This is a genomic window from Ramlibacter tataouinensis, assembly GCF_027941915.1.
Classification (GTDB): domain Bacteria; phylum Pseudomonadota; class Gammaproteobacteria; order Burkholderiales; family Burkholderiaceae_C; genus Ramlibacter; species Ramlibacter tataouinensis_C.
The window spans coordinates 2,367,800-2,384,841 of the sequence record NZ_CP116009.1 but is presented as its reverse complement, the minus strand read 5'-3'; the positions used below and the strand labels follow the sequence as shown (position 1 = coordinate 2,384,841).

Here is a 17,042-nt window from a genome sequence, read left to right as displayed (position 1 = left end):
AGACGTGTATGCCTGAGCAAAACAACCCGAACGCCGGCGCCCTGCCGGCCGACAGCACCCCCGCCGACGGTTACGGCGCCAGCTCCATCCAGATCCTGGAGGGACTGGAAGCGGTGCGCAAACGCCCGGGCATGTACATCGGCGACACGTCCGACGGCACCGGCCTGCACCACCTGGTGTTCGAGGTGGTGGACAACTCCATCGACGAGGCCCTGGCCGGCCACTGCGACGACATCGTGGTGACCATCCACACCGACAACTCGATCAGCGTGGCGGACAACGGCCGCGGCATCCCGACGGCCCTCAAGTGGGATGACAAGCACGAGCCCAAGCGCAGCGCGTCGGAGATCGCGCTGACCGAGCTGCACGCCGGCGGCAAGTTCAACCAGAACAGCTACAAGGTCTCGGGCGGCCTGCACGGGGTGGGCGTGAGCTGCGTCAACGCGCTGTCGAAGTCGCTGCGCCTGACGGTGCGGCGCAACGGCAAGGTGCACGTGCTGGAATTCAGCCGGGGCGTGGTGGTCAAGAGCGGCGAGGTCGGCGAACAGACCGGCCCCGACGGCCAGAAGGCGGTGGTACGCCCGATGCTGGTGCTGGGCGACACCGACAAGCGCGGCACCGAAGTGCACTTCCTGCCGGACACGGACATCTTCCGCGAGAACGCCGACTTCCACTACGAGATCCTGTCCAAGCGGCTGCGCGAGCTCTCGTTCCTGAACAACGGCGTCAACATCAAGCTGCTGGACGAGCGCAGCGGCAAGAGCGACGACTTTTCCGGCGCCGGCGGGGTCAAGGGCTTCGTCGACTTCATCAACAAGGGCAAGCAGGTGCTGCACCCCAACGCCTTCCATGCGGTGGGCGAGAAGGTCAGCGACCAGGGCACCATGGTCGGCGTCGAAGTGGCGATGCAGTGGAACAGCGGCTACAACGAGCAGGTCCTCTGTTTCACCAACAACATCCCGCAGCGCGACGGCGGCACCCACCTCACCGGCCTGCGCGCGGCGATGACGCGCGTGATCAACAAGTACATCGAGGAAAACGAGCTGGCCAAGAAGGCCAAGGTCGAGATCAGCGGCGACGACATGCGCGAGGGCCTGACCTGCGTGCTGAGCATCAAGGTGCCCGAGCCCAAGTTCTCCAGCCAGACCAAGGACAAGCTGGTCTCCAGCGAGGTGCGCGGCCCGATCGAGGACGTGGTGGCCAGCAAGCTGACCGACTACCTGCAGGAGCGGCCGAACGACGCCAAGACCATCGTCGGCAAGATCGTCGAGGCGGCCCGCGCGCGAGAGGCGGCGCGCAAGGCACGCGAGATGACGCGCCGCAAGGGCGTGCTGGACGGCATGGGCCTGCCCGGCAAGCTGGCCGACTGCCAGGAGAAGGACCCGGCGCTGTGCGAGATCTACATCGTCGAGGGCGACTCCGCCGGCGGCAGCGCCAAGCAGGGGCGTGACCGCAAGTTCCAGGCAATCCTGCCGCTGCGCGGCAAGATCCTGAACGTGGAGAAGGCGCGCTACGAGAAGCTGCTGACGTCCAACGAAATCCTGACGCTGATCACGGCGCTGGGCACCGGCATCGGCAAGGCCGGCGGCAGCGCGCATGGCAACAGCAACGGCAACGGCAACGGCAACGGCAGCAACAAGTCCGACGCCGACGACTTCAACGTCGACAAGCTGCGCTACCACCGCATCATCATCATGACCGACGCGGACGTCGACGGCGCCCACATCCGCACGCTGCTGCTCACGTTCTTCTACCGGCAGATGCCCGAGCTGGTGGAGCGCGGCCACATCTACATCGCGCAGCCGCCGCTGTACAAGGTCAAGGCCGGCAAGGAAGAGCTGTACCTGAAGGACGCCACCGAGCTCGACGCCTTCCTGCTGCGCGTGGCGCTGAACGGCGCCGGCATCGTCACCGGCGGCGACAACCCCAGCACCATCAGCGGCGAGACGCTGGCCGAGCTGGCGCGCAAGCACCAGGTGGCCGAGCGCGTGATCGACCGCCTGTCCGGCTTCATGGACTCGGAGGCGCTGCGCGCCATCGCCGACGGCGTGCGCCTGAACCTGGACACGGTGCCCGAGGCCGAGGCGTCGGCGCTGGCGCTGCAGGCCAAGCTGCAGGAGATCGACCGCGCCAACAACTCGCCGCTGGCGGAAGTGGCGGGCGAGTTCGACGCCCGCACCGACAAGCCCATCCTGCGCATCAGCCGGCGCCACCACGGCAACGTCAAGAGCAGCGTGATCACGCAGGACTTCGTGCACGGCGCCGACTACCAGGCACTGGCCGAGGCCGCCGACACCTTCCGCGGCCTGCTGCATGAAGGCGCCAAGGTCACGCGCGGCGAAGGCGAGCGCGCCCGGGAGGAGAAGGTCGGCGACTTCCGCCAGGCCATGCAGTGGCTGATCGGCGAAGCCGAGCGCACCACCGCGCGCCAGCGCTACAAGGGCCTGGGCGAGATGAACCCCGAGCAGCTGTGGGAAACCACCATGGACCCGCAAGTGCGCCGCCTGCTGCGCGTGCAGATCGAGGACGCCATCGAAGCCGACAAGGTGTTCACCATGCTGATGGGCGATGAGGTGGAGCCGCGCCGGGACTTCATTGAGACGAATGCGTTGAGGGCGGCGAATATCGACGTGTGATGGCGGCTGTAGGCGCCGGCAAAACCTGAGAATTTCCGAAGCAAAACCCGAGAAAGTCGGCGCCTTGGGTAAGTGTCGCAGTTAGGCACTAGGTGCAGCTTCTGCGGCGATTGGTCAGACTCTCCGGCCGGACCTTGAGCGACCGGGTGCGGGGCCAACGCTCTCTTAAGTGGGCACGTCGGAAGAAGCGCAACCGCTAAGGGAAGAGCTTGTATGGTGCGGATTCGTAGCGCTGCTCGCCACGTAGGGTCGTGCAATCAAGGCCGTAGCTCCTGACGAGCCATCGACCTCTCCCGCCAATAGAGTCACCGACCGCCGCCCTGCCGTGCAAGGCCCTGCGGTTATTGACGAGCAGAAGGTCTCCCGGCTCTAAAGCGAGGTGCTGGGCCGAGGACGCGCAAGCATGCTCGAAGGCTTCCTTCGCCGCGCCGGCGGCTTTATCAGCCTCGTCGTACAAATGACTTTGTGAGTGCGTGTACCGGACCCACGTACCCTCGTTGCAGTCCAGCAATATTGCAGCTCCGTCTAACAGATGCTCGTCGCCGAGGATTTGCTTCGTCCCACGTTGAAAGCTCCGCTGGGCATTCAGAACTATGTTCGGGCCTTTGAGGGCGGCGAGTTGGTCGGCGCTGAGCTTTCCTAGCACGTCCTCGAGCGGCATGACGACGGTCGGCACGCGGTCAGGATTCCGGCAGGCGGCCAGAAATACGATGTCCGGCGAGGGCGCGATGCGCTTGTTCTCCGGATCGAACGTGCCGCGGAAAGGGAAAGTAGCGGCGTCAGTGTGCCCCCGCATACCACCCTTCGACTTTTCAGCCATTGCGCCCGCCCCTGGAAGGGTCACCAGATTGACGAACGGCACGCCGTCGTTCTCAGAACCGTACGAGACCACCTCCATCCCGCACGTTCCGGCAAGCAACGCGACCGCAATGCTGGCCGCCGACGTAGCTGGACAAGCCGGGACTGGGTACCAGTACGAAGGCGTCTCGGGTAAGCCGTCTACGGAGAATGCACCAGAAAGGTGCAGAAAAGCATGGCGGCGAGCCCTCTCCCGAACTACCTCGCCGGACAGGCCTGCCTCCCGCAGGGCGACCAAGAACGCATCACCCTCGTCGCGCGATAAGTCCGCCGGTTGCGAAAGCGCCTGGCCGGCCCAAGATGGGCCCCTCGTGCTAAGCAGGTGCCCCACGTAGCGTCTTACGCAAAGGCCTAGTCCGGGCAGCGTTTCCACCTACAGCGTTCGTCCCCTGACGTTGATATGTTTTTGATACGGCGATACAGTCAGCTGAACCTGACTCATCTTGACCATTATGGCCTTGAGAACAGGGGTACGAGGATCATGAAATCACTGGAGAAGGCGGCGCCTAAGCACGGCGGCGCGATCAGGCCATCATCGAACGTGGCCGTCGATGCGGACAAGCGTTCTTTGACCGTCACCATCGTCATCCCGATGAAGGGGACTGCCCAACGAGCGCTCTCGCAGCCCAAGCATCAACTGAGGCTGAAGCAGGACGTTGAGCACCTAGTCGATGGGGTACTCGCGTCTTCCCGTCCGGCAGCCAGTGTGAAGCGCTTGGCGGACCAGGTCAACGAAGTCACGCAACCTGCACCGGTGCGAACGAAGGAGCCGAACAGCACCATAGGGGTCACCTCCACTGAGTACCTTCGCGCGTTCTTGGTTGAACATGCAGGAGAGCTTGATCAACAAACCTCGGTGGTGGCCAGAGACATGTTTGAGCGAGGTCTCGAGCTGTTCGAAAAGCGGCTATGGGATGAGGCGTCTGCGGCCGTGCTGAAGGACTTCCGTGCCTCGTATGCGGAGTTTCAGTCGGACAACACGAAGCAGTGGTCACTGCGACTCCCGCGGAAAAGATACCTAAAGGCCGTTCTCTTGGCGAAGGAGCAGGGAATTTCGCTGTCGGAACTCGCGTGCCTGTGCATCGCCGTATCCGGCGTCGTGGTGGCCGCTTGATAGCTGATCGTAGGTGCGTACTGGAGGTCGGCCGCCACTCGGCATGTTCAATCGCGCATCTTCCAGGCACGCTTGGCTGAGAGGCGCTCCTCGAGCAAGGATTCGTCCGTCAAATGTAGCAAGGTGTAGACCCCTTCGTGCAGCCGCACGGAGTGCTCCTGCAACTCGAACCGATCTTCGGCGATGCCGTTGATCCACACCTCCGCAGGCATCTTTCCCTGACGCTTGGTGGCCAGAGTCGCCGTACGCAAGTCACTGGCGAAGCTGTCCGATTCGATTTCGCGCCGCAGCCAAAGATGCTCCGGCACTCGCTTCGAACGAGCCGACCACCAACGGCTGTTGCCGACTCCGTTGAAGATCAACACCACCGGCTCGCCGGACAGCTCGACGAAGCGGATCGCCGCAGCCGGGAAGCTGGCCTTGAAGGTAGTACCCAGACCATTGAGCAGTGCGAGCGAAACGGCGCCCTTGCTGGTGGCGATCGCCTCCTTAAAAAGACCCGTCGGCATCATGAGGGACGAGGCGTAGTCGTCTGCTTCCCTCTCCATACTCTTGGCCGCCTTATCCAGGGCCCGTTCATCAATGCGGCACGAAAAGCTCTGACCGCGATGCTGTTCCCAGTGCCCGACCTCGTGCGCGATCGAAAACCGCCGCCGCTCGGGTGACACGCCGGGCGCGATGGTGATGATGCCCTTTTTTCCATACCCCACTAAGCTCGCTTCGCAGCCTACGAGGTGCTCGTCGCGCACTTCCAGCCCTTCATGGAACGCAATCACCTCCAGGTCGATGTCGTCCGGATGATCGACGAAGCAATTGGCCAAGAGCTCTTCGGGGCGTCGCATGACATTCAAGACTTGAGTTCCTCGATCTTCCAGAACAGGTCAAGGGCCTCCTGGTCGCTGAAGTCCTGGGGATCACGATTACGAGCCGCCATGGTCAACATCGCGTCGTTGGCCGCCTGTAGCTGCGCAATCTGCTTCCTGGCCTGCGCGGCAGTGACCGAAGGATCGCGCAGAACCTTAGGCTTCTTGCGTGCGGCTTCCATCTGTTCGCGCAGCTGAGTGCGCTTACGCGCCCGCGCTTTCTCCACACCTTGCTCGACGGCCAGCTTGCCCTTCTGTGCCGCGGCCTCCGGCTCCATGCCCATCTCCCGCAGCTCCGCGTCAATCTCACTCTCAGACATTGCCATAAGGTCTTCTACGGCCGCCTGCCAAACGTTGGAGAGCTGCCTTCTTGCGCTCGGATTGGTCATGCTTCTCTCCTGTAGCCTACAAGACGCCGGCTGATCAACCGCTGCACCGAAGCGAGCTTGGGCTGGTCCACGCCGGCGAACTCCGCCAACGCTGCGCCCTTCAGGCCCTCGGCTCGGCCCAGGATTACCATCTGCGCGTCCTCGCGATCCTCGAACAACGTCAATATTCCATCCAATTCTTGTTTGAAGGCCAGTTCTTCTTCCGGACTGGGCTGGGCACCCTCCGGCGCCACCAGCACCTCCAGCGGATCCAGCTCGTTTTCGTCTGAGCTGATGAGATCTTCCAGACCAATCTCGGGTTTGCGTTTTCGCGCCTTGTGCCAGCTGGAAGCGATGCTGCGCATCGTGCCGTAGAGGTTGGCCTCGATCGGGTGTTCGCGGTTGAACTTCCGGACACCCCTCAGGGTGCGATCAATTGCCTCCGCGAGCAGCGCCTGAGGATCCACCTGCAGCCCCTTCAGAAAGCGCGACGCCAGCATCACCCAGCGCTTGTGCTCGACAGGCCTCGACATGTTGGCAGCGAGCCAACTCTGGAATTCCTCGGGCGTCCACTGGCTGTGCGCGTTCATCAGCATCTTCTCCGTCACCCCTACTGCTCCCTCGCGACCGGAACTCGGACATCGGCACAAGAAGTTCTTGCGCTTCCTACTGTCCAGCATGACGGCTGCCGACGCAAGTGGCCTTCGCTCATTCGCCGAAGGCGAGCGTTTCGCGGGACGTTGTCCGCAATGCGTCGGCGCCGGAGCACCGCAAAGGAGGAGGTGCCGTCGGGTGCCGTCACTCGGCGTTATTCGCTGGTGAATGTCGCAGTCGGGCCTGGTCTGGAGCAATGGAAAGTAGGTGGCGGGAACAGCCCGCTGCCACCACCCACCGCATAAGGGGTTGCACGTGAACGAGACCACCAAAAAGCCCGAAAGCTACAAGTTCTTTGTGGGCAGTCAAAAGTACGAAACCGGCCAGGTCCAGCTGACGGGCGCGCAGATCAAGGCCTACGTGCCGGACGTGGCACCGGGCAGCAAGCTGTCCTTGGAGGGCCACGGAAACGAGCCGGACCGGATCATCGCCGACGACGAAGAGGTGTCCCTGGACGAACGCCACGGTGGTCCGCGCCGCTTCACGCTGGTGCCGCCGGCCAACTTCGGCTGATCGCCATGGGCCCCACTGACCTCCACGTCGAGCGCCTGCGTGCGCGCGAGCCAGAACTGCAGCTGCGGTCGTTACCCGACGGCAGCCAGCTGATCTCCATTCCAACGGTGGCGCTGCCGACAGGCTGGAACAAGCCCTCCACGGCCGTGCACCTGATCACACCCCAAGGGTACCCGTTCGCTCAGCCTGACTGCTTCTGGGCAGATCCCGACCTGCGATTGAGCTCCGGCGCGCTGCCCCAGAACGCCGCGCTCACGACGCCAATCCCGCACCTGCCCGGCCAAGCGGCACTCTGGTTTTCCTGGCATCTGCAGGTCTGGAACGCAGCTCGCGACGATCTCCTAACTTGGTTGACGGTGATCCGCCAGCGATTGGCGCGACCGGTATGACCAAGATTGCGTTTCCGCTGGATGCCCTCGCCCGGATGCACGAACTTGCGGCCAGCCATGCGGACGAAAGTTGCGCGGTCGGCTTCGTGCAGCCGGCGTCGCCAAGCGGGCTATTCGGGCAGCGCCGTTACGTTGTGCAAGCGCTGGAGCCGGTGCCGCATGAGGCCTACCAGCGACGCACGCCCGAGCGTGTGTCGCTTACATCGGAGTTCATCCTCGCTGTGTCCAATCGCGCTCGCGCGGCGGGCGCCGGGATTGCACTGCTGCACACCCACCCTGGCGCTAACGGGCTGGACGGCTTCTCTCCGGTCGACGACGCCGGCGAAATGCCCTTGGCGGACTATTTCGGCGGCCGGCTCCGCGAGCAAGCCCACTTTGCCGGGGTGGTAACCCACTCCAACTTGCACTTGCGCGAGCTGGGCTGCGGCCCATCCGTAATCCCAATGGGCGTCGGGCCGACCGTGCACATCTACGGTGTGCAACCGTCGATTGCGCACAGCGACTTGCGCTACGACCGGCAGGTGCGGGCTTTTGGCCAGGCGGGTCAAGCGCGTCTTCGCGACGTCCGCGTTGCCATTGTGGGCGCCGGCGGCACCGGCTCCTTCATCGCGCATGAACTAGCCCATCTAGGCATCGGCCACTTGCTGCTGATCGACCACGACACCGTGGACACCAGCAACCTGAACCGACTGCTGGGTACGACCCCGGCCGACGTGGGCTTGCCGAAGGTGGCCGTCGCCCAACGGGCGGTTCTGGCGATCAACCCCCAGATGCAATGCGAGGTCGTGGCCAGCGACGTGGTGGACGTCACGGTTGCGGCGCGGCTCCTCGGGGCGGACTTCATTTTCGGTTGCACCGACTCCATGGCCAGCCGGGCGGTCATCAACCAGATCGCGTACCAGTACCTGATTCCAGCCATCGACATGGGCGTGGCCATTCACGTGCGGGAAGGCCGCATTGCTTCGGTCACCGGTCGCGTCCAGATGCTTTCGCCAGGGCTGGGCTGCCTCGTCTGCGCCGACGGCCTAGACGGCCAGCAAGTCCGCTGGGAGTTGATGAGTGCCGCCCAGCGGCGCGCCGACCCGTACTTCGAGAATGCATCCATTCCGCAGCCCGCCGTGATGCCGCTCAACGGCGTCGTCACATCTGCGGCGGTGGCGATGTTCCTATCCGCGCTGACGGGGTACCCTGGAGATGCCCGTCTGCTGCATTACGACGGCGTCCGCAGCGCCATCCGGCCGCAGTTGCTGGCGCCCCGCCCTGGCTGCATCGTCTGTTCGGGTGAGGGGGCGCTCGCCCGCGGCGATGCCTGGGGGCTTCCCGTTCGCATGGGGCCCGGCCATGGTTGAACACGGCAAGGTGCTCGGGCTAGGCCGCCCCCCAGCCGAGCTAACCACTAGGAGCACGCTGAACACGGCCCCCGTGCGAAATGGGCTCCAATGTTACGGAGCATGATGCGATGCACTTCCTCCACGGCCGCGGCCTAGCGACGAATCCTCTACCGCCGCTTCTCGAAGGGGTTCAGCAGATGGAGTGCCGAAATCAGGAGGCCACATGAAGCGCCGCGCCCGGACCCTGGACTTCCGCGGAATGGTGGAACACCGGCACGAGGCCGACGATCACCTAGATGCGCCCGGCCAGGCCGTGGTGGTTCACCGCGGAGTCGATCGATCCTTGACCATGGTCTGCCCCGATGGCTGTGGCGAAGTGCTCACCATAAATTTGGATCGCCGCAGTGGACCGGCGTGGCGCGTATATCTGGAGGAACAGGCTCTCAGCCTCTATCCATCCGTGTGGCGCAACACTGGCTGCCGCAGCCACTTCATCGTCTGGCGGTCGCGCATCTATTGGTGCGACTGGGGGGACGAATTGCTGTCCGTGGGCGTGGTGTTTGAAGCCCGCGTCTTGCAGGCTTTAAGTGACACGCTGCGCCCGTATTCGGATGTCGCGCAGGAACTCAACGAGGTCCCGTGGGCGGCACTCTCTGCATGCCGGCGACTTCAGATACGCGGCGTAGTTGTCGAAGGCGGCGGTGATCGGCAGGGGTGGTTCCGGCGCGAACGGACGTGAGTCACGTGGAGCTCGGGCTGCAGGTGACGGCAGCATCGATCGCGCAGCTTCCACGCGCGGACCGCCCTCGCGGCCGATTACGCAATTGACATAAACGTCCTTGCATCACACTGGCTCCGTGGCTCGAGCTTCACGGCTCCGCAATGTCCCAATAAAGTGCGCGGCGTTGGCGGCTCCCCGGCGTGAACGTCCAAGTAGTCAGTTCCCTATTGGCAAGCATTGCATTGCCAGCCCCTTGATTGCGAGGCATGAACGCGCGTGTGCCTTCGGCGCGCCACCCACGTGGTAATGGATGGCACCATTCGCCCCGTGACCACGACCCACCTCACGGCCCAGCACGCTCCAGCGTCACTCTGGTCCGCCTTCCTCCCCCTCCTGCCGCTAATGCTGGCAGTCTTCGTCGGCTTCTTCGCGATGGGGATGGCTTTCCCGGTGCTGCCACGCCACGTCCACGACAACCTCGGCTTAGGCACCTTCTTCGTCGGCGTAGTGATGGGCGCGCAGTACGTAGCCTCCATCCTCGTCGGCCGCTTGTGGGCCGGGGAGGTGAGCGACGGCCGCGGCCCCAAGGTGGCGGTGCCGACCGGGCTGCTCGGGGTGTGCGGCGTCGGCGCGGTGTACTTCGCTTCGCTCGCTTTCGTTGATCGGCCGACGCTCTCGTACCTGCTGCTGGTGGCGGCGCGGGTGCTCACCGGCATCGCGGAGCCGTTCATCATCACCGCGGCCCTGAGCTGGGGCATCGCGCGGCTGGGGCCGGCCCATTCGGGCAAGGTGATCGGCTGGATCGGCATGGCGCTGTTCGGCGCGTACGCGGCCGGCGCGCCGGCGGGCGGTTGGGTGTATGCGCGCTTTGGTTATGCCGGCATCGCGTGGGCGACGATCCTGGTTCCGCTGCTGACGCTGGCGATCGTGGCGGGCATCCACGGCGAGCGGCCGGCGCCGGTCGAACGGCCGGCGTTCTACAAGGTGGTCGGCCTGGTCAAGCTGCCCGGGCTGGCGCTGACGCTGTCGTCCTTCGGCTATGCCGCAATCAACGCCTTCGTCGCGCTGCTGTGGGTGGAGCGCGGTTGGGGCAGCGCCGCATTGGCGTTCACCTGGCTGGGCGGCGGCTTCATCGTCGCGCGCTTGCTGGTGGGCCACCTGCCGGACCTGCTCGGTGGGGCCCGGGTGGCGGCCGTGTGCGTGGCGGTGGAGGCGGCCGGCCAGTTCCTGATCTGGTGGGCGACCATCGAGTGGCTCGCCTGCCTCGGCGCAGCGCTTACCGGCGCCGGTTATGCGCTGGCCTTCCAGGGCTTCGGCGTCGAGGCCGTGCGCCGCGCGCCGCCGGAGAGCCGCGGCGCGGCCATGGGCGGCTACGTGGCGTTCCAGGATCTGTCGATGGGGCTGGCCGGGCCACTGGGCGGCTTGCTGGCGCTGCAGGCCGGGGTGGATTCGGTCTACCTGGCCGGCGCAATCGGTGCGCTGGCATCGGTGGTGTTGGCGATCTGGATGCAGCGGCGCTGACGCGGCCGGAAGCGGACATACGCCAACCACGGTGCGTAACGCACAATCGCCGCAACTTCGAACCGAGGAGGTGATTCATGGCCGTGCTGGTATTGGGACTGCTACTGTTCCTGGGCGTGCATTCGACCCGCGTCTTCGCCGAGGGCGCGCGCCGGCGCTGGATCGCCGGCATGGGCGAGATGCCGTACAAGGGCCTCTACTCCGTCGTCTCGCTGGTCGGTTTCGTGTTGATCGTGTGGGGCTACGGGCTGGCGCGCCAGCAGCCGGTGCTGCTGTGGATGCCGCCGCGCGCGATGAACCACGTGGCGGCGCTGCTGATGCTGTTCTCGTTCGTGCTGCTGGTGGCTGCCTATGTGCCGCGCAACGCGATCAAGGCGCGGCTGCACCACCCGATGGTGCTGGGCGTCAAGACCTGGGCCTTCGCCCACCTGCTGGCCAACGGCACGCTGGCCGACGTGGTGCTGTTCGGCGCGTTCCTGCTGTGGGCGGTGCTGAATTTCCGCGCGGCGCGCCGGCGCGATCGGACCGACAACGTTCACTACGCGCCCGGCACGGCGGCCGGTACCGCCGCCACCGTGGCGGTCGGCCTGCTGGCCTACGGCGCCTTCGCGTTCTGGGGCCATGCCTGGTTGATCGGCGTGCGGCCGTTCTAGGCACAGTCCGACACCCGCTTCGGGTCGGCAGTTCCAGAATGCTGGTCACCCGCGCGCGCTCGCGCGCCGATGGAGGACAAGCGATGAGCAAGAAGCAGGACTTCCTTCGCAAGGAGCAAAGCCGCGACAAGCACCCCGAGTCCGGCATGGTCGGCAGCGCCGCGGCAGTCGAGGAGCAGGCGCGCCGGCACAGCGTGCAGTCGGTGTCCGAGCAGGACCGGCAGGCGCCCCACAGCGGCAAGTCCGCCAACGACCACAACAAGATGGGCGAGCAGGCGCCCACCCAGCGCAACGAAGGCCGGCGCACGCCGCACAGCCGGCACGACCAGGAGATGCAGGTCGGCAGCGGCAACAAGCCGCAAGTGCGCCAGGGCTCGCCGGCCAGTGGCGAGCGCACGCCGCGGCCGTCGGGCAAGAGCTGAGGGTTCGGGCGCGCCGGCGCAACTGGCGGGAAACCTGGGATCCCTGCTCTCGCGGGGATGACGAAGAAGGGGAGCGCCAAGCGGCCGGCTCGCCCCGTCCGCCGAGTCAGCCCTTCAGCGCCCGCTCCAGGTTGGCCAGGACGGTGCTCCAGCCCTCCTCGGCGCGCTCGAGCATGTCGAGCGTTTCCTCGTCGGCGGGCCCGGTGTCGTGGCGCAGCGTGAGCAGGCAGCCGTCGCCCTGCGGCTCGATGTCGACGATCACCGCCGTCTCGTGCGCCTGGAACTGCGGCAGCCCGAAGCTGAAGGCGATGCGGCGCGGCCGGTCCAGTTGCAGGAAGCGCCCGCTGTGCTCGATGTCGACGGTGTGCGTCGGATCGGACTCCAGCGGTCGCCGGTCGACGATGGTGAAGCGACCGTTGACGCCGGGTTCGATGTCGCAGCGGACCACCTCGCCGGTGGGCGGGGTGGCGAACCAGAACTGCCGCGCGATGCGCGGGTCCAGCCAGGCGTCGTAGATCGTCTCGGCCGTGCAGTCGAAGGCGCGCTGCACGCGCACGATGGTGGAGGTCGCCATGGCCGGGTTTATCGGCCACGGCCGTGGTCGCGTCAGCCGGCGCGGGCCGCGTGCCCTTGTAGGGCTGGGCCTATGGCCCGGCAGACAGCCGGGTCCTACGCATTCTGTGGCTGCCGGCGCCTCGTCGTCGTGGCGCCGGTTGCGGACACTGGCGGCAGTGTCCCGCCAGGAGATCGCCATGAAGATGCACCACACGCCATGGCACTGGGCCGCCGTCGCGGCTGTGCTGGCCGTGGCCTTGCTCACCTTGTCCGACGCCCACGGACAGAAGGCCGGCTCGGCAGCCGGTTTCGAAGGCCGCCCGGCGATGGCCGGCGCCCAGGGCGGCCTGGGCGCGATGTCGGGACCGCCGCAGGGCGGCCTGGGCGTGCAGAGCACCGAGGACCTGCGCTTGCCGCGGCCAGGGCCCGGCCACGACACGGGCCCGACCGTGCCGCGCGACCGCGGGCTGGATCGGCCGCGCAGCCCGGACCAGCCGCAGCCGGCGCAACTGGACGAGGTCGAACCGCGGCGCGACCGCGGCAGCGTCGATGTGGCGCCCCGCGACGGCGACGAAAGCGGCATCCGCAAGCAGCAGCGCACGCGCGACAAGGTCAAGCGCGCGCCACGCAGCGGCGAGGAGCGTTCGCGGGAATAGCCCACTCCTGGCCATCGAGCGAAGAGGCGGGCAGCCGGGCCGTCACAGCGCCGCCTTCGCCTTGCGCAGATCGGCCACGAAGGCCTTGAACCCCTCTTCCCGGTCCTGCGGCATCAGCCGCAGCAGGGCCGACGGGTGCAGCGTCACCAGCACCTTCAGGCCGTCGGAGCGCGGCAGCCACTTGCCGCGCTCGGCCGTCACCGAGACGGCGCGGCCGAGCAGGGCGCGCGCGGCGGTGGCACCCAGCGCCACCAGCGCGCGCGGCCGCACCAGCGCGATCTCGTCTTCCAGCCAGTGCAGGCAGGCCGACACTTCGCGCTGGTTCGGGCTCTTGTGGATGCGGCGCTTGCCGCGCAGCTCGAACTTGAAATGCTTGACGGCATTGGAGACGAACACGATCTCGCGCGGGATGCCGATCGCGTCCAGCGCGCTGTCGAGCAGGCGTCCGGCCGGGCCGACGAACGGGTGGCCCTGCAGGTCTTCCTGGTTGCCGGGCTGCTCGCCCACCAGCATCAGCGGTGCCTGCAGCCGTCCTTCGCCGATCACCGACTGGGTGGCGTGCTCGCCGATCGGGCACTCGCGGCAGCGCATGGTGGCGGCCTTGAGCTCCTCCAGCGATGCGATGCCGGCGTCGCCGGCGCCGGCGCCCGCCACGGCGCCCGCCAGCCTGCCGCGCCGGAAGACGCGGTGGTAGGCCGCCAGCCAGCGTTCGTCGCTGCCGCGCGGGCCGGGATCGTCCTGGCGGCGCGCCCCCGGGCCGAGCAGCAGCCGCTCGCGATCCCAGCGCACCGAGCGCTGCGGGGTCAGGATGGCCCAGCGCAGCGCCGCATGGCGCCGCGCGAACCAGGGCGCCAGCGCCTCCACGATGTGGTGGGTGGGTTCGAACCAGGCCAGGTGCAGCAGCTCGCCCGCGTGCTCCTCGTCGAACACCGGGTGGAAGCGCAGCAGCGCCTTCATCTTGTGCATCTCGCGCCGCACCGATTGCGCCATCTGCTGGGCCTGCAGCATGTCGGCATCGAGCGGATCGGTGCGCAGCGCCGGCTCGTGCACCAGGCGCCACAGCAGGCGGTACAGCAGGGCGAAGCGCTGCGGGTCGTGGTGCAGCACCACCACCTCGCACAGCCGCAGGAACGAGGCCGGCACGATGGCGGCGGCGGCCCGCGGCAGGTCGCGCGGGCGGTCGCCGGCTTCGACGTCGACGGGCTGCGCATCGAGGTCGTCGCTGAGCGCGTGCACGGTTTCCCACTGCACCTCCTCCGGCGGCACCTGGTGGGCGAGCAGGTCGCGCGCCTGGGTCCGAAAGCCGGCCAGGTCGGTCTCGCCGGACAGCCGCGGCATGCTCATGCGGACTCCTCCCGGCGCAGCGCCGGCCGGCCGACGTGGGCCTTGCGCTTGAGCCGGCGGGCGCGCGCTTCCATCCCCAGGTACATCACGGCAGCGATCGCCAGCGGCCCGATGTAATAGACCGCGCGATAGCCCAGCAGGGCGGCCAGCAGCGGCCCGGCGCCGATCCGGTGGCCCAGCAGCGCAAGGAACACCGCCTCGAACACGCCCAGCCCGGCCGGCACGTGCAGCACCACGCCGGCAATGGCGCCCACCAGCAGCACGGTGAGTACATCGGTGTAGGGCAGCTGGCGCAGCAGCAGCACCCAGATCACGCCGGCCATCAGGCTCCAGTTGATGCACGAGATGGCCATCTGCAGCACCGCCATCCGCCACGGCGGCAGGTACAGCTCGTGGCCGCGCCAGTGCCAGACGTGGTCGCCCATCTTCCAGCAGGCCAGCAGATAGCCCAGCGAGATCGCCATCAGCGCGGAGCCGACCCACTGCAGGCCGTAGTTGCCCAAGTGCCATTCGGGTGGCAGCGCCAGCGGGTGCACCACGAACAGGAAGCCGGCCAGCAGCTTGTAGCCCAGCCAGTTGGTCAGCATGCTCATCGACACGATGCGCGTGATCACCCCGGTCTTCAGCCCCAGCCGCGAGTACAGGCGGTAGCGGAAGCCGACGCCGCCCACCAGCGAGCCGATGCACAGGTTGAAGGTGTAGCTGACGAAGGTGACCGCCATCACGATGCCGGTCTTGAGCGTGTGGCGCGTGTAGCGCCGCCCGATCAGGTCGAAGCAGGCATACAGCAGGTGGCTGGCGGCGGCCAGCCCGACGGCGGCCAGCAGCGCCGCGCGCGGCAAATCGCGCAGCGACTGCAGCACCTCGCCCCAGGCGATGTTGCCGGCATAGCGCCACAGCAGCCAGCCGACCAGCGCGAAGAACAGCACCGATGCCGTGCGCCGCGCCCAGGGCCACCAGGCGCGCTGGGTCATGCGGACGCGCTCGCGGTGGGGCGGCCCGTTGGCGCGGTGCGTGCGCGCGTGGGCCGGATGCGGCGGGCCGGGGTGCGGGCCGTGCCCGGCCTGCGGACCATGCACGTGGCCGTGTGCGCCGTGGCTGTGCGCGTGCGGGGCATGGGTGCCGTGCGCGCCATGGCCGGGCGCGTGGCCGTGCGCCGATGCGACATCGCCCGGGCGGGCCGGCCGCGGGTTCATCGCCGCTCCTGTCCGATCGGCGGAGCGCCGGCCGGCGCCAGCGGCCGGGCCATGGCCGGCATCAGCCGCGGCCGGTGCCGCGGCAGCCAGGCGCTGACCGTCGGGTAGATGCGCACCAGGTGGAAGGCAATGAAACTGCGCAGCAGCTGGCGCAGGCCGCCGGCCGCCTGCACCGACTCGGGCTGCACCTGGCGGCAACTGTCGCGCACCAGGGCGTCGAGCCGCTCGTACAACAGCGCGTTGAAGTCGCGGTCGCGGATCACGACGTTGGCTTCCAGGTTGAGCTGCAGGCTCAGCGGATCGAGGTTGCTGGAGCCGACGGTGACCCACTCGTCATCGACCAGCGCCACCTTGCCGTGCAGCGGCCGCTCGCAGTATTCGAAGATGCGCACCCCGGCCTTGAGCAGGTGGTTGTAGAGCGCGCTGGCGCCGACCTTGACGATGGCCATGTCCGGCGTGCCTTGCAGGATGAGGCGCACGTCCACGCCGCGCCGGGCCGCCCGGCGCAGGTCGCGGATCAGCCGGTAGCCGGGGAAGAAGTAGGCATTGGCGATCACCACCCGCTCGCGCGCGGCGCGGATGGCGATGCGGTACTGGCGCTCGATGTCGGTGGTGTGCCGGCCGTTGTCGCGCGTCACCAGCATGGCGCGGGCGCTGCCCGCATGCGCCAGTTGTCCGGGCGCAAAGCGCGCCTGCCGGCGCCAGCGCCACCAGCGGCGGTGCGGGGTGTGGCGCGAGCCGGCGGCCAGCGCCGCGTGGGCGAAGCGGTGGATCTCGCCGACCAGCGGGCCGCGCACCTCGACCGAATAGTCCTGCTTGGCCTGCGGGCCGAAATCACCCAGGTGGTCGGCCGAGTAGTTGATCCCGCCGATGAAGGCGACCTCGCCGTCGACCACCACGATCTTGCGGTGCAGCCGGCGCAGCAGGTTGGGGCGCAGCCCGAACGGGCGCGGCCCGGGGTCGAACACGTGCAGCCGCACGCCGGCTTCGCACAAGCTCGCGATGAAGCGCTCGGACAGGTCGGGCGAGCCCCAGCCGTCGATGGTGGCGTCGACCTGCACGCCGCGCCGGGCGGCGGCGACCAGCGCCTCGTGCAGTTGCAGCCCGACCTTGTCCTCGAACAGGATGAAGGTCTCCAGCACGACCTCGGTGCGCGCGTTGGCGATGCAGGCGAACACGCGCGGGAAGAACTGCTCGCCGTTTTCGAGCAGGGTGAAATGGTTGCCGTCGTGCCAGCGCTGCATGGCC

18 protein-coding genes are annotated in these 17,042 nt (G+C 67.4%); 10 read left to right on the top strand and 8 right to left on the bottom strand.

The features are described from left to right. Positions 1-8: 8 nt before the first annotated feature. Complete coding sequence (locus PE066_RS11200) at positions 9-2,636, top strand: DNA gyrase subunit B (RefSeq protein WP_271232622.1); 2,628 nt, start codon at positions 9-11, stop codon at positions 2,634-2,636. Between the two features lie 196 nt (positions 2,637-2,832). On the opposite strand, the gene PE066_RS11195 is transcribed toward PE066_RS11200, so the two are convergent. Further along, positions 2,833-3,534 carry a TauD/TfdA family dioxygenase gene (locus PE066_RS11195; protein WP_271232621.1) on the bottom strand — a complete coding sequence of 234 codons (702 nt, stop codon included), beginning with the start codon at positions 3,532-3,534 and terminating at the stop codon, positions 2,833-2,835. 441 nt (positions 3,535-3,975) lie between these two features. Between PE066_RS11195 and PE066_RS11190 the strand changes: the two genes are divergently transcribed. Beyond that, a complete protein-coding gene (locus tag PE066_RS11190) occupies positions 3,976-4,608 on the top strand; it encodes a hypothetical protein (protein WP_271232620.1) in 633 nt (210 codons plus the stop codon). Between the two features lie 47 nt (positions 4,609-4,655). Here PE066_RS11190 and PE066_RS11185 read toward each other — a convergent pair whose 3' ends face one another. From PE066_RS11185 to PE066_RS11175, 3 genes are read right to left on the bottom strand one after another with little or no spacing between them, the layout of a single operon-like run. Continuing rightward, complete coding sequence (locus PE066_RS11185; protein ID WP_271236560.1) at positions 4,656-5,450, bottom strand: ImmA/IrrE family metallo-endopeptidase; 795 nt, start codon at positions 5,448-5,450, stop codon at positions 4,656-4,658. A gap of 5 nt (positions 5,451-5,455) precedes the next feature. Continuing rightward, entirely contained in the window at positions 5,456-5,860 is a 405-nt protein-coding gene (locus PE066_RS11180) for a hypothetical protein (protein WP_271232619.1), read from the bottom strand. Next, positions 5,857-6,429, bottom strand: coding sequence for a hypothetical protein (locus PE066_RS11175; protein ID WP_271232618.1), 573 nt, complete (start codon positions 6,427-6,429; stop codon positions 5,857-5,859). The genes PE066_RS11180 and PE066_RS11175 overlap by 4 nt, the downstream gene beginning before the upstream one ends. Before the next feature lie 319 nt (positions 6,430-6,748). On the opposite strand from PE066_RS11175, the gene PE066_RS11170 reads away from it, so the two are divergent. The 7 genes from PE066_RS11170 (at position 6,749) to PE066_RS11140 (ending at position 12,043) form a co-directional block, all read left to right on the top strand. Continuing rightward, complete coding sequence (locus PE066_RS11170) at positions 6,749-7,006, top strand: hypothetical protein (protein WP_271232617.1); 258 nt, start codon at positions 6,749-6,751, stop codon at positions 7,004-7,006. A gap of 5 nt (positions 7,007-7,011) precedes the next feature. Beyond that, positions 7,012-7,395, top strand: coding sequence for an E2/UBC family protein (locus PE066_RS11165; RefSeq protein WP_271232616.1), 384 nt, complete (start codon positions 7,012-7,014; stop codon positions 7,393-7,395). Continuing rightward, positions 7,392-8,744, top strand: a complete 1,353-nt coding sequence (locus PE066_RS11160; RefSeq protein ID WP_271232615.1) for a HesA/MoeB/ThiF family protein — start codon at positions 7,392-7,394, stop codon at positions 8,742-8,744. Before PE066_RS11165 ends, PE066_RS11160 begins: the two co-directional genes overlap by 4 nt. Positions 8,745-8,949: 205 nt before the next feature. Further along, positions 8,950-9,465: a DUF6527 family protein gene (locus PE066_RS11155; RefSeq protein WP_271232614.1), complete on the top strand. Its 516-nt coding sequence runs from the start codon at positions 8,950-8,952 to the stop codon at positions 9,463-9,465. Between the two features lie 288 nt (positions 9,466-9,753). Beyond that, positions 9,754-10,968 (top strand): arabinose transporter, encoded by a 1,215-nt coding sequence (locus tag PE066_RS11150; protein ID WP_271232613.1) that lies wholly within the window; start codon positions 9,754-9,756, stop codon positions 10,966-10,968. Positions 10,969-11,045: 77 nt separating this feature from the next. Next, positions 11,046-11,621, top strand: a complete 576-nt coding sequence (locus PE066_RS11145; RefSeq protein WP_271232612.1) for an NnrU family protein — start codon at positions 11,046-11,048, stop codon at positions 11,619-11,621. 83 nt (positions 11,622-11,704) lie between these two features. Beyond that, complete coding sequence (locus PE066_RS11140) at positions 11,705-12,043, top strand: hypothetical protein (protein WP_271236649.1); 339 nt, start codon at positions 11,705-11,707, stop codon at positions 12,041-12,043. Positions 12,044-12,149: 106 nt separating this feature from the next. On the opposite strand, the gene PE066_RS11135 is transcribed toward PE066_RS11140, so the two are convergent. Next, the gene (locus tag PE066_RS11135; protein WP_271232611.1) at positions 12,150-12,617 is read right to left on the bottom strand and encodes an SRPBCC family protein; all 468 of its coding nucleotides are present in this window, start codon (positions 12,615-12,617) and stop codon (positions 12,150-12,152) included. 178 nt (positions 12,618-12,795) lie between these two features. Between PE066_RS11135 and PE066_RS11130 the strand changes: the two genes are divergently transcribed. Beyond that, positions 12,796-13,254: a hypothetical protein gene (locus tag PE066_RS11130; protein WP_271232610.1), complete on the top strand. Its 459-nt coding sequence runs from the start codon at positions 12,796-12,798 to the stop codon at positions 13,252-13,254. 42 nt (positions 13,255-13,296) lie between these two features. Here PE066_RS11130 and PE066_RS11125 read toward each other — a convergent pair whose 3' ends face one another. Genes PE066_RS11125 through clsB form a run of 3 tightly spaced genes read right to left on the bottom strand, consistent with a single transcriptional unit; the run spans position 13,297 to position 17,038 of the window. After that, entirely contained in the window at positions 13,297-14,598 is a 1,302-nt protein-coding gene (locus tag PE066_RS11125) for a UdgX family uracil-DNA binding protein (protein ID WP_271232609.1), read from the bottom strand. Beyond that, positions 14,595-15,794 carry a lysylphosphatidylglycerol synthase domain-containing protein gene (locus PE066_RS11120; protein WP_271232608.1) on the bottom strand — a complete coding sequence of 400 codons (1,200 nt, stop codon included), beginning with the start codon at positions 15,792-15,794 and terminating at the stop codon, positions 14,595-14,597. Before PE066_RS11120 ends, PE066_RS11125 begins: the two co-directional genes overlap by 4 nt. Continuing rightward, entirely contained in the window at positions 15,791-17,038 is a 1,248-nt protein-coding gene (clsB, locus tag PE066_RS11115) for a cardiolipin synthase ClsB (protein ID WP_271232607.1), read from the bottom strand. Before clsB ends, PE066_RS11120 begins: the two co-directional genes overlap by 4 nt. Positions 17,039-17,042: the final 4 nt, after the last annotated feature.

Coding starts and splice junctions, on each gene's coding strand:
- PE066_RS11200 (WP_271232622.1), top strand. CDS start 9: ATGCCTGAGCAAAACAACCCGAACGCCGGCGCCCTGCCGGCCGACAGC.
- PE066_RS11135 (WP_271232611.1), bottom strand. CDS start 12,617: ATGGCGACCTCCACCATCGTGCGCGTGCAGCGCGCCTTCGACTGCACG.
- PE066_RS11160 (WP_271232615.1), top strand. CDS start 7,392: ATGACCAAGATTGCGTTTCCGCTGGATGCCCTCGCCCGGATGCACGAA.
- PE066_RS11120 (WP_271232608.1), bottom strand. CDS start 15,794: ATGAACCCGCGGCCGGCCCGCCCGGGCGATGTCGCATCGGCGCACGGC.
- PE066_RS11140 (WP_271236649.1), top strand. CDS start 11,705: ATGAGCAAGAAGCAGGACTTCCTTCGCAAGGAGCAAAGCCGCGACAAG.
- PE066_RS11165 (WP_271232616.1), top strand. CDS start 7,012: ATGGGCCCCACTGACCTCCACGTCGAGCGCCTGCGTGCGCGCGAGCCA.
- clsB (WP_271232607.1), bottom strand. CDS start 17,038: ATGCAGCGCTGGCACGACGGCAACCATTTCACCCTGCTCGAAAACGGC.
- PE066_RS11125 (WP_271232609.1), bottom strand. CDS start 14,598: ATGAGCATGCCGCGGCTGTCCGGCGAGACCGACCTGGCCGGCTTTCGG.
- PE066_RS11145 (WP_271232612.1), top strand. CDS start 11,046: ATGGCCGTGCTGGTATTGGGACTGCTACTGTTCCTGGGCGTGCATTCG.
- PE066_RS11185 (WP_271236560.1), bottom strand. CDS start 5,450: ATGCGACGCCCCGAAGAGCTCTTGGCCAATTGCTTCGTCGATCATCCG.
- PE066_RS11180 (WP_271232619.1), bottom strand. CDS start 5,860: ATGACCAATCCGAGCGCAAGAAGGCAGCTCTCCAACGTTTGGCAGGCG.
- PE066_RS11130 (WP_271232610.1), top strand. CDS start 12,796: ATGAAGATGCACCACACGCCATGGCACTGGGCCGCCGTCGCGGCTGTG.
- PE066_RS11195 (WP_271232621.1), bottom strand. CDS start 3,534: ATGGAGGTGGTCTCGTACGGTTCTGAGAACGACGGCGTGCCGTTCGTC.
- PE066_RS11175 (WP_271232618.1), bottom strand. CDS start 6,429: ATGAACGCGCACAGCCAGTGGACGCCCGAGGAATTCCAGAGTTGGCTC.
- PE066_RS11190 (WP_271232620.1), top strand. CDS start 3,976: ATGAAATCACTGGAGAAGGCGGCGCCTAAGCACGGCGGCGCGATCAGG.
- PE066_RS11150 (WP_271232613.1), top strand. CDS start 9,754: ATGGATGGCACCATTCGCCCCGTGACCACGACCCACCTCACGGCCCAG.
- PE066_RS11155 (WP_271232614.1), top strand. CDS start 8,950: ATGAAGCGCCGCGCCCGGACCCTGGACTTCCGCGGAATGGTGGAACAC.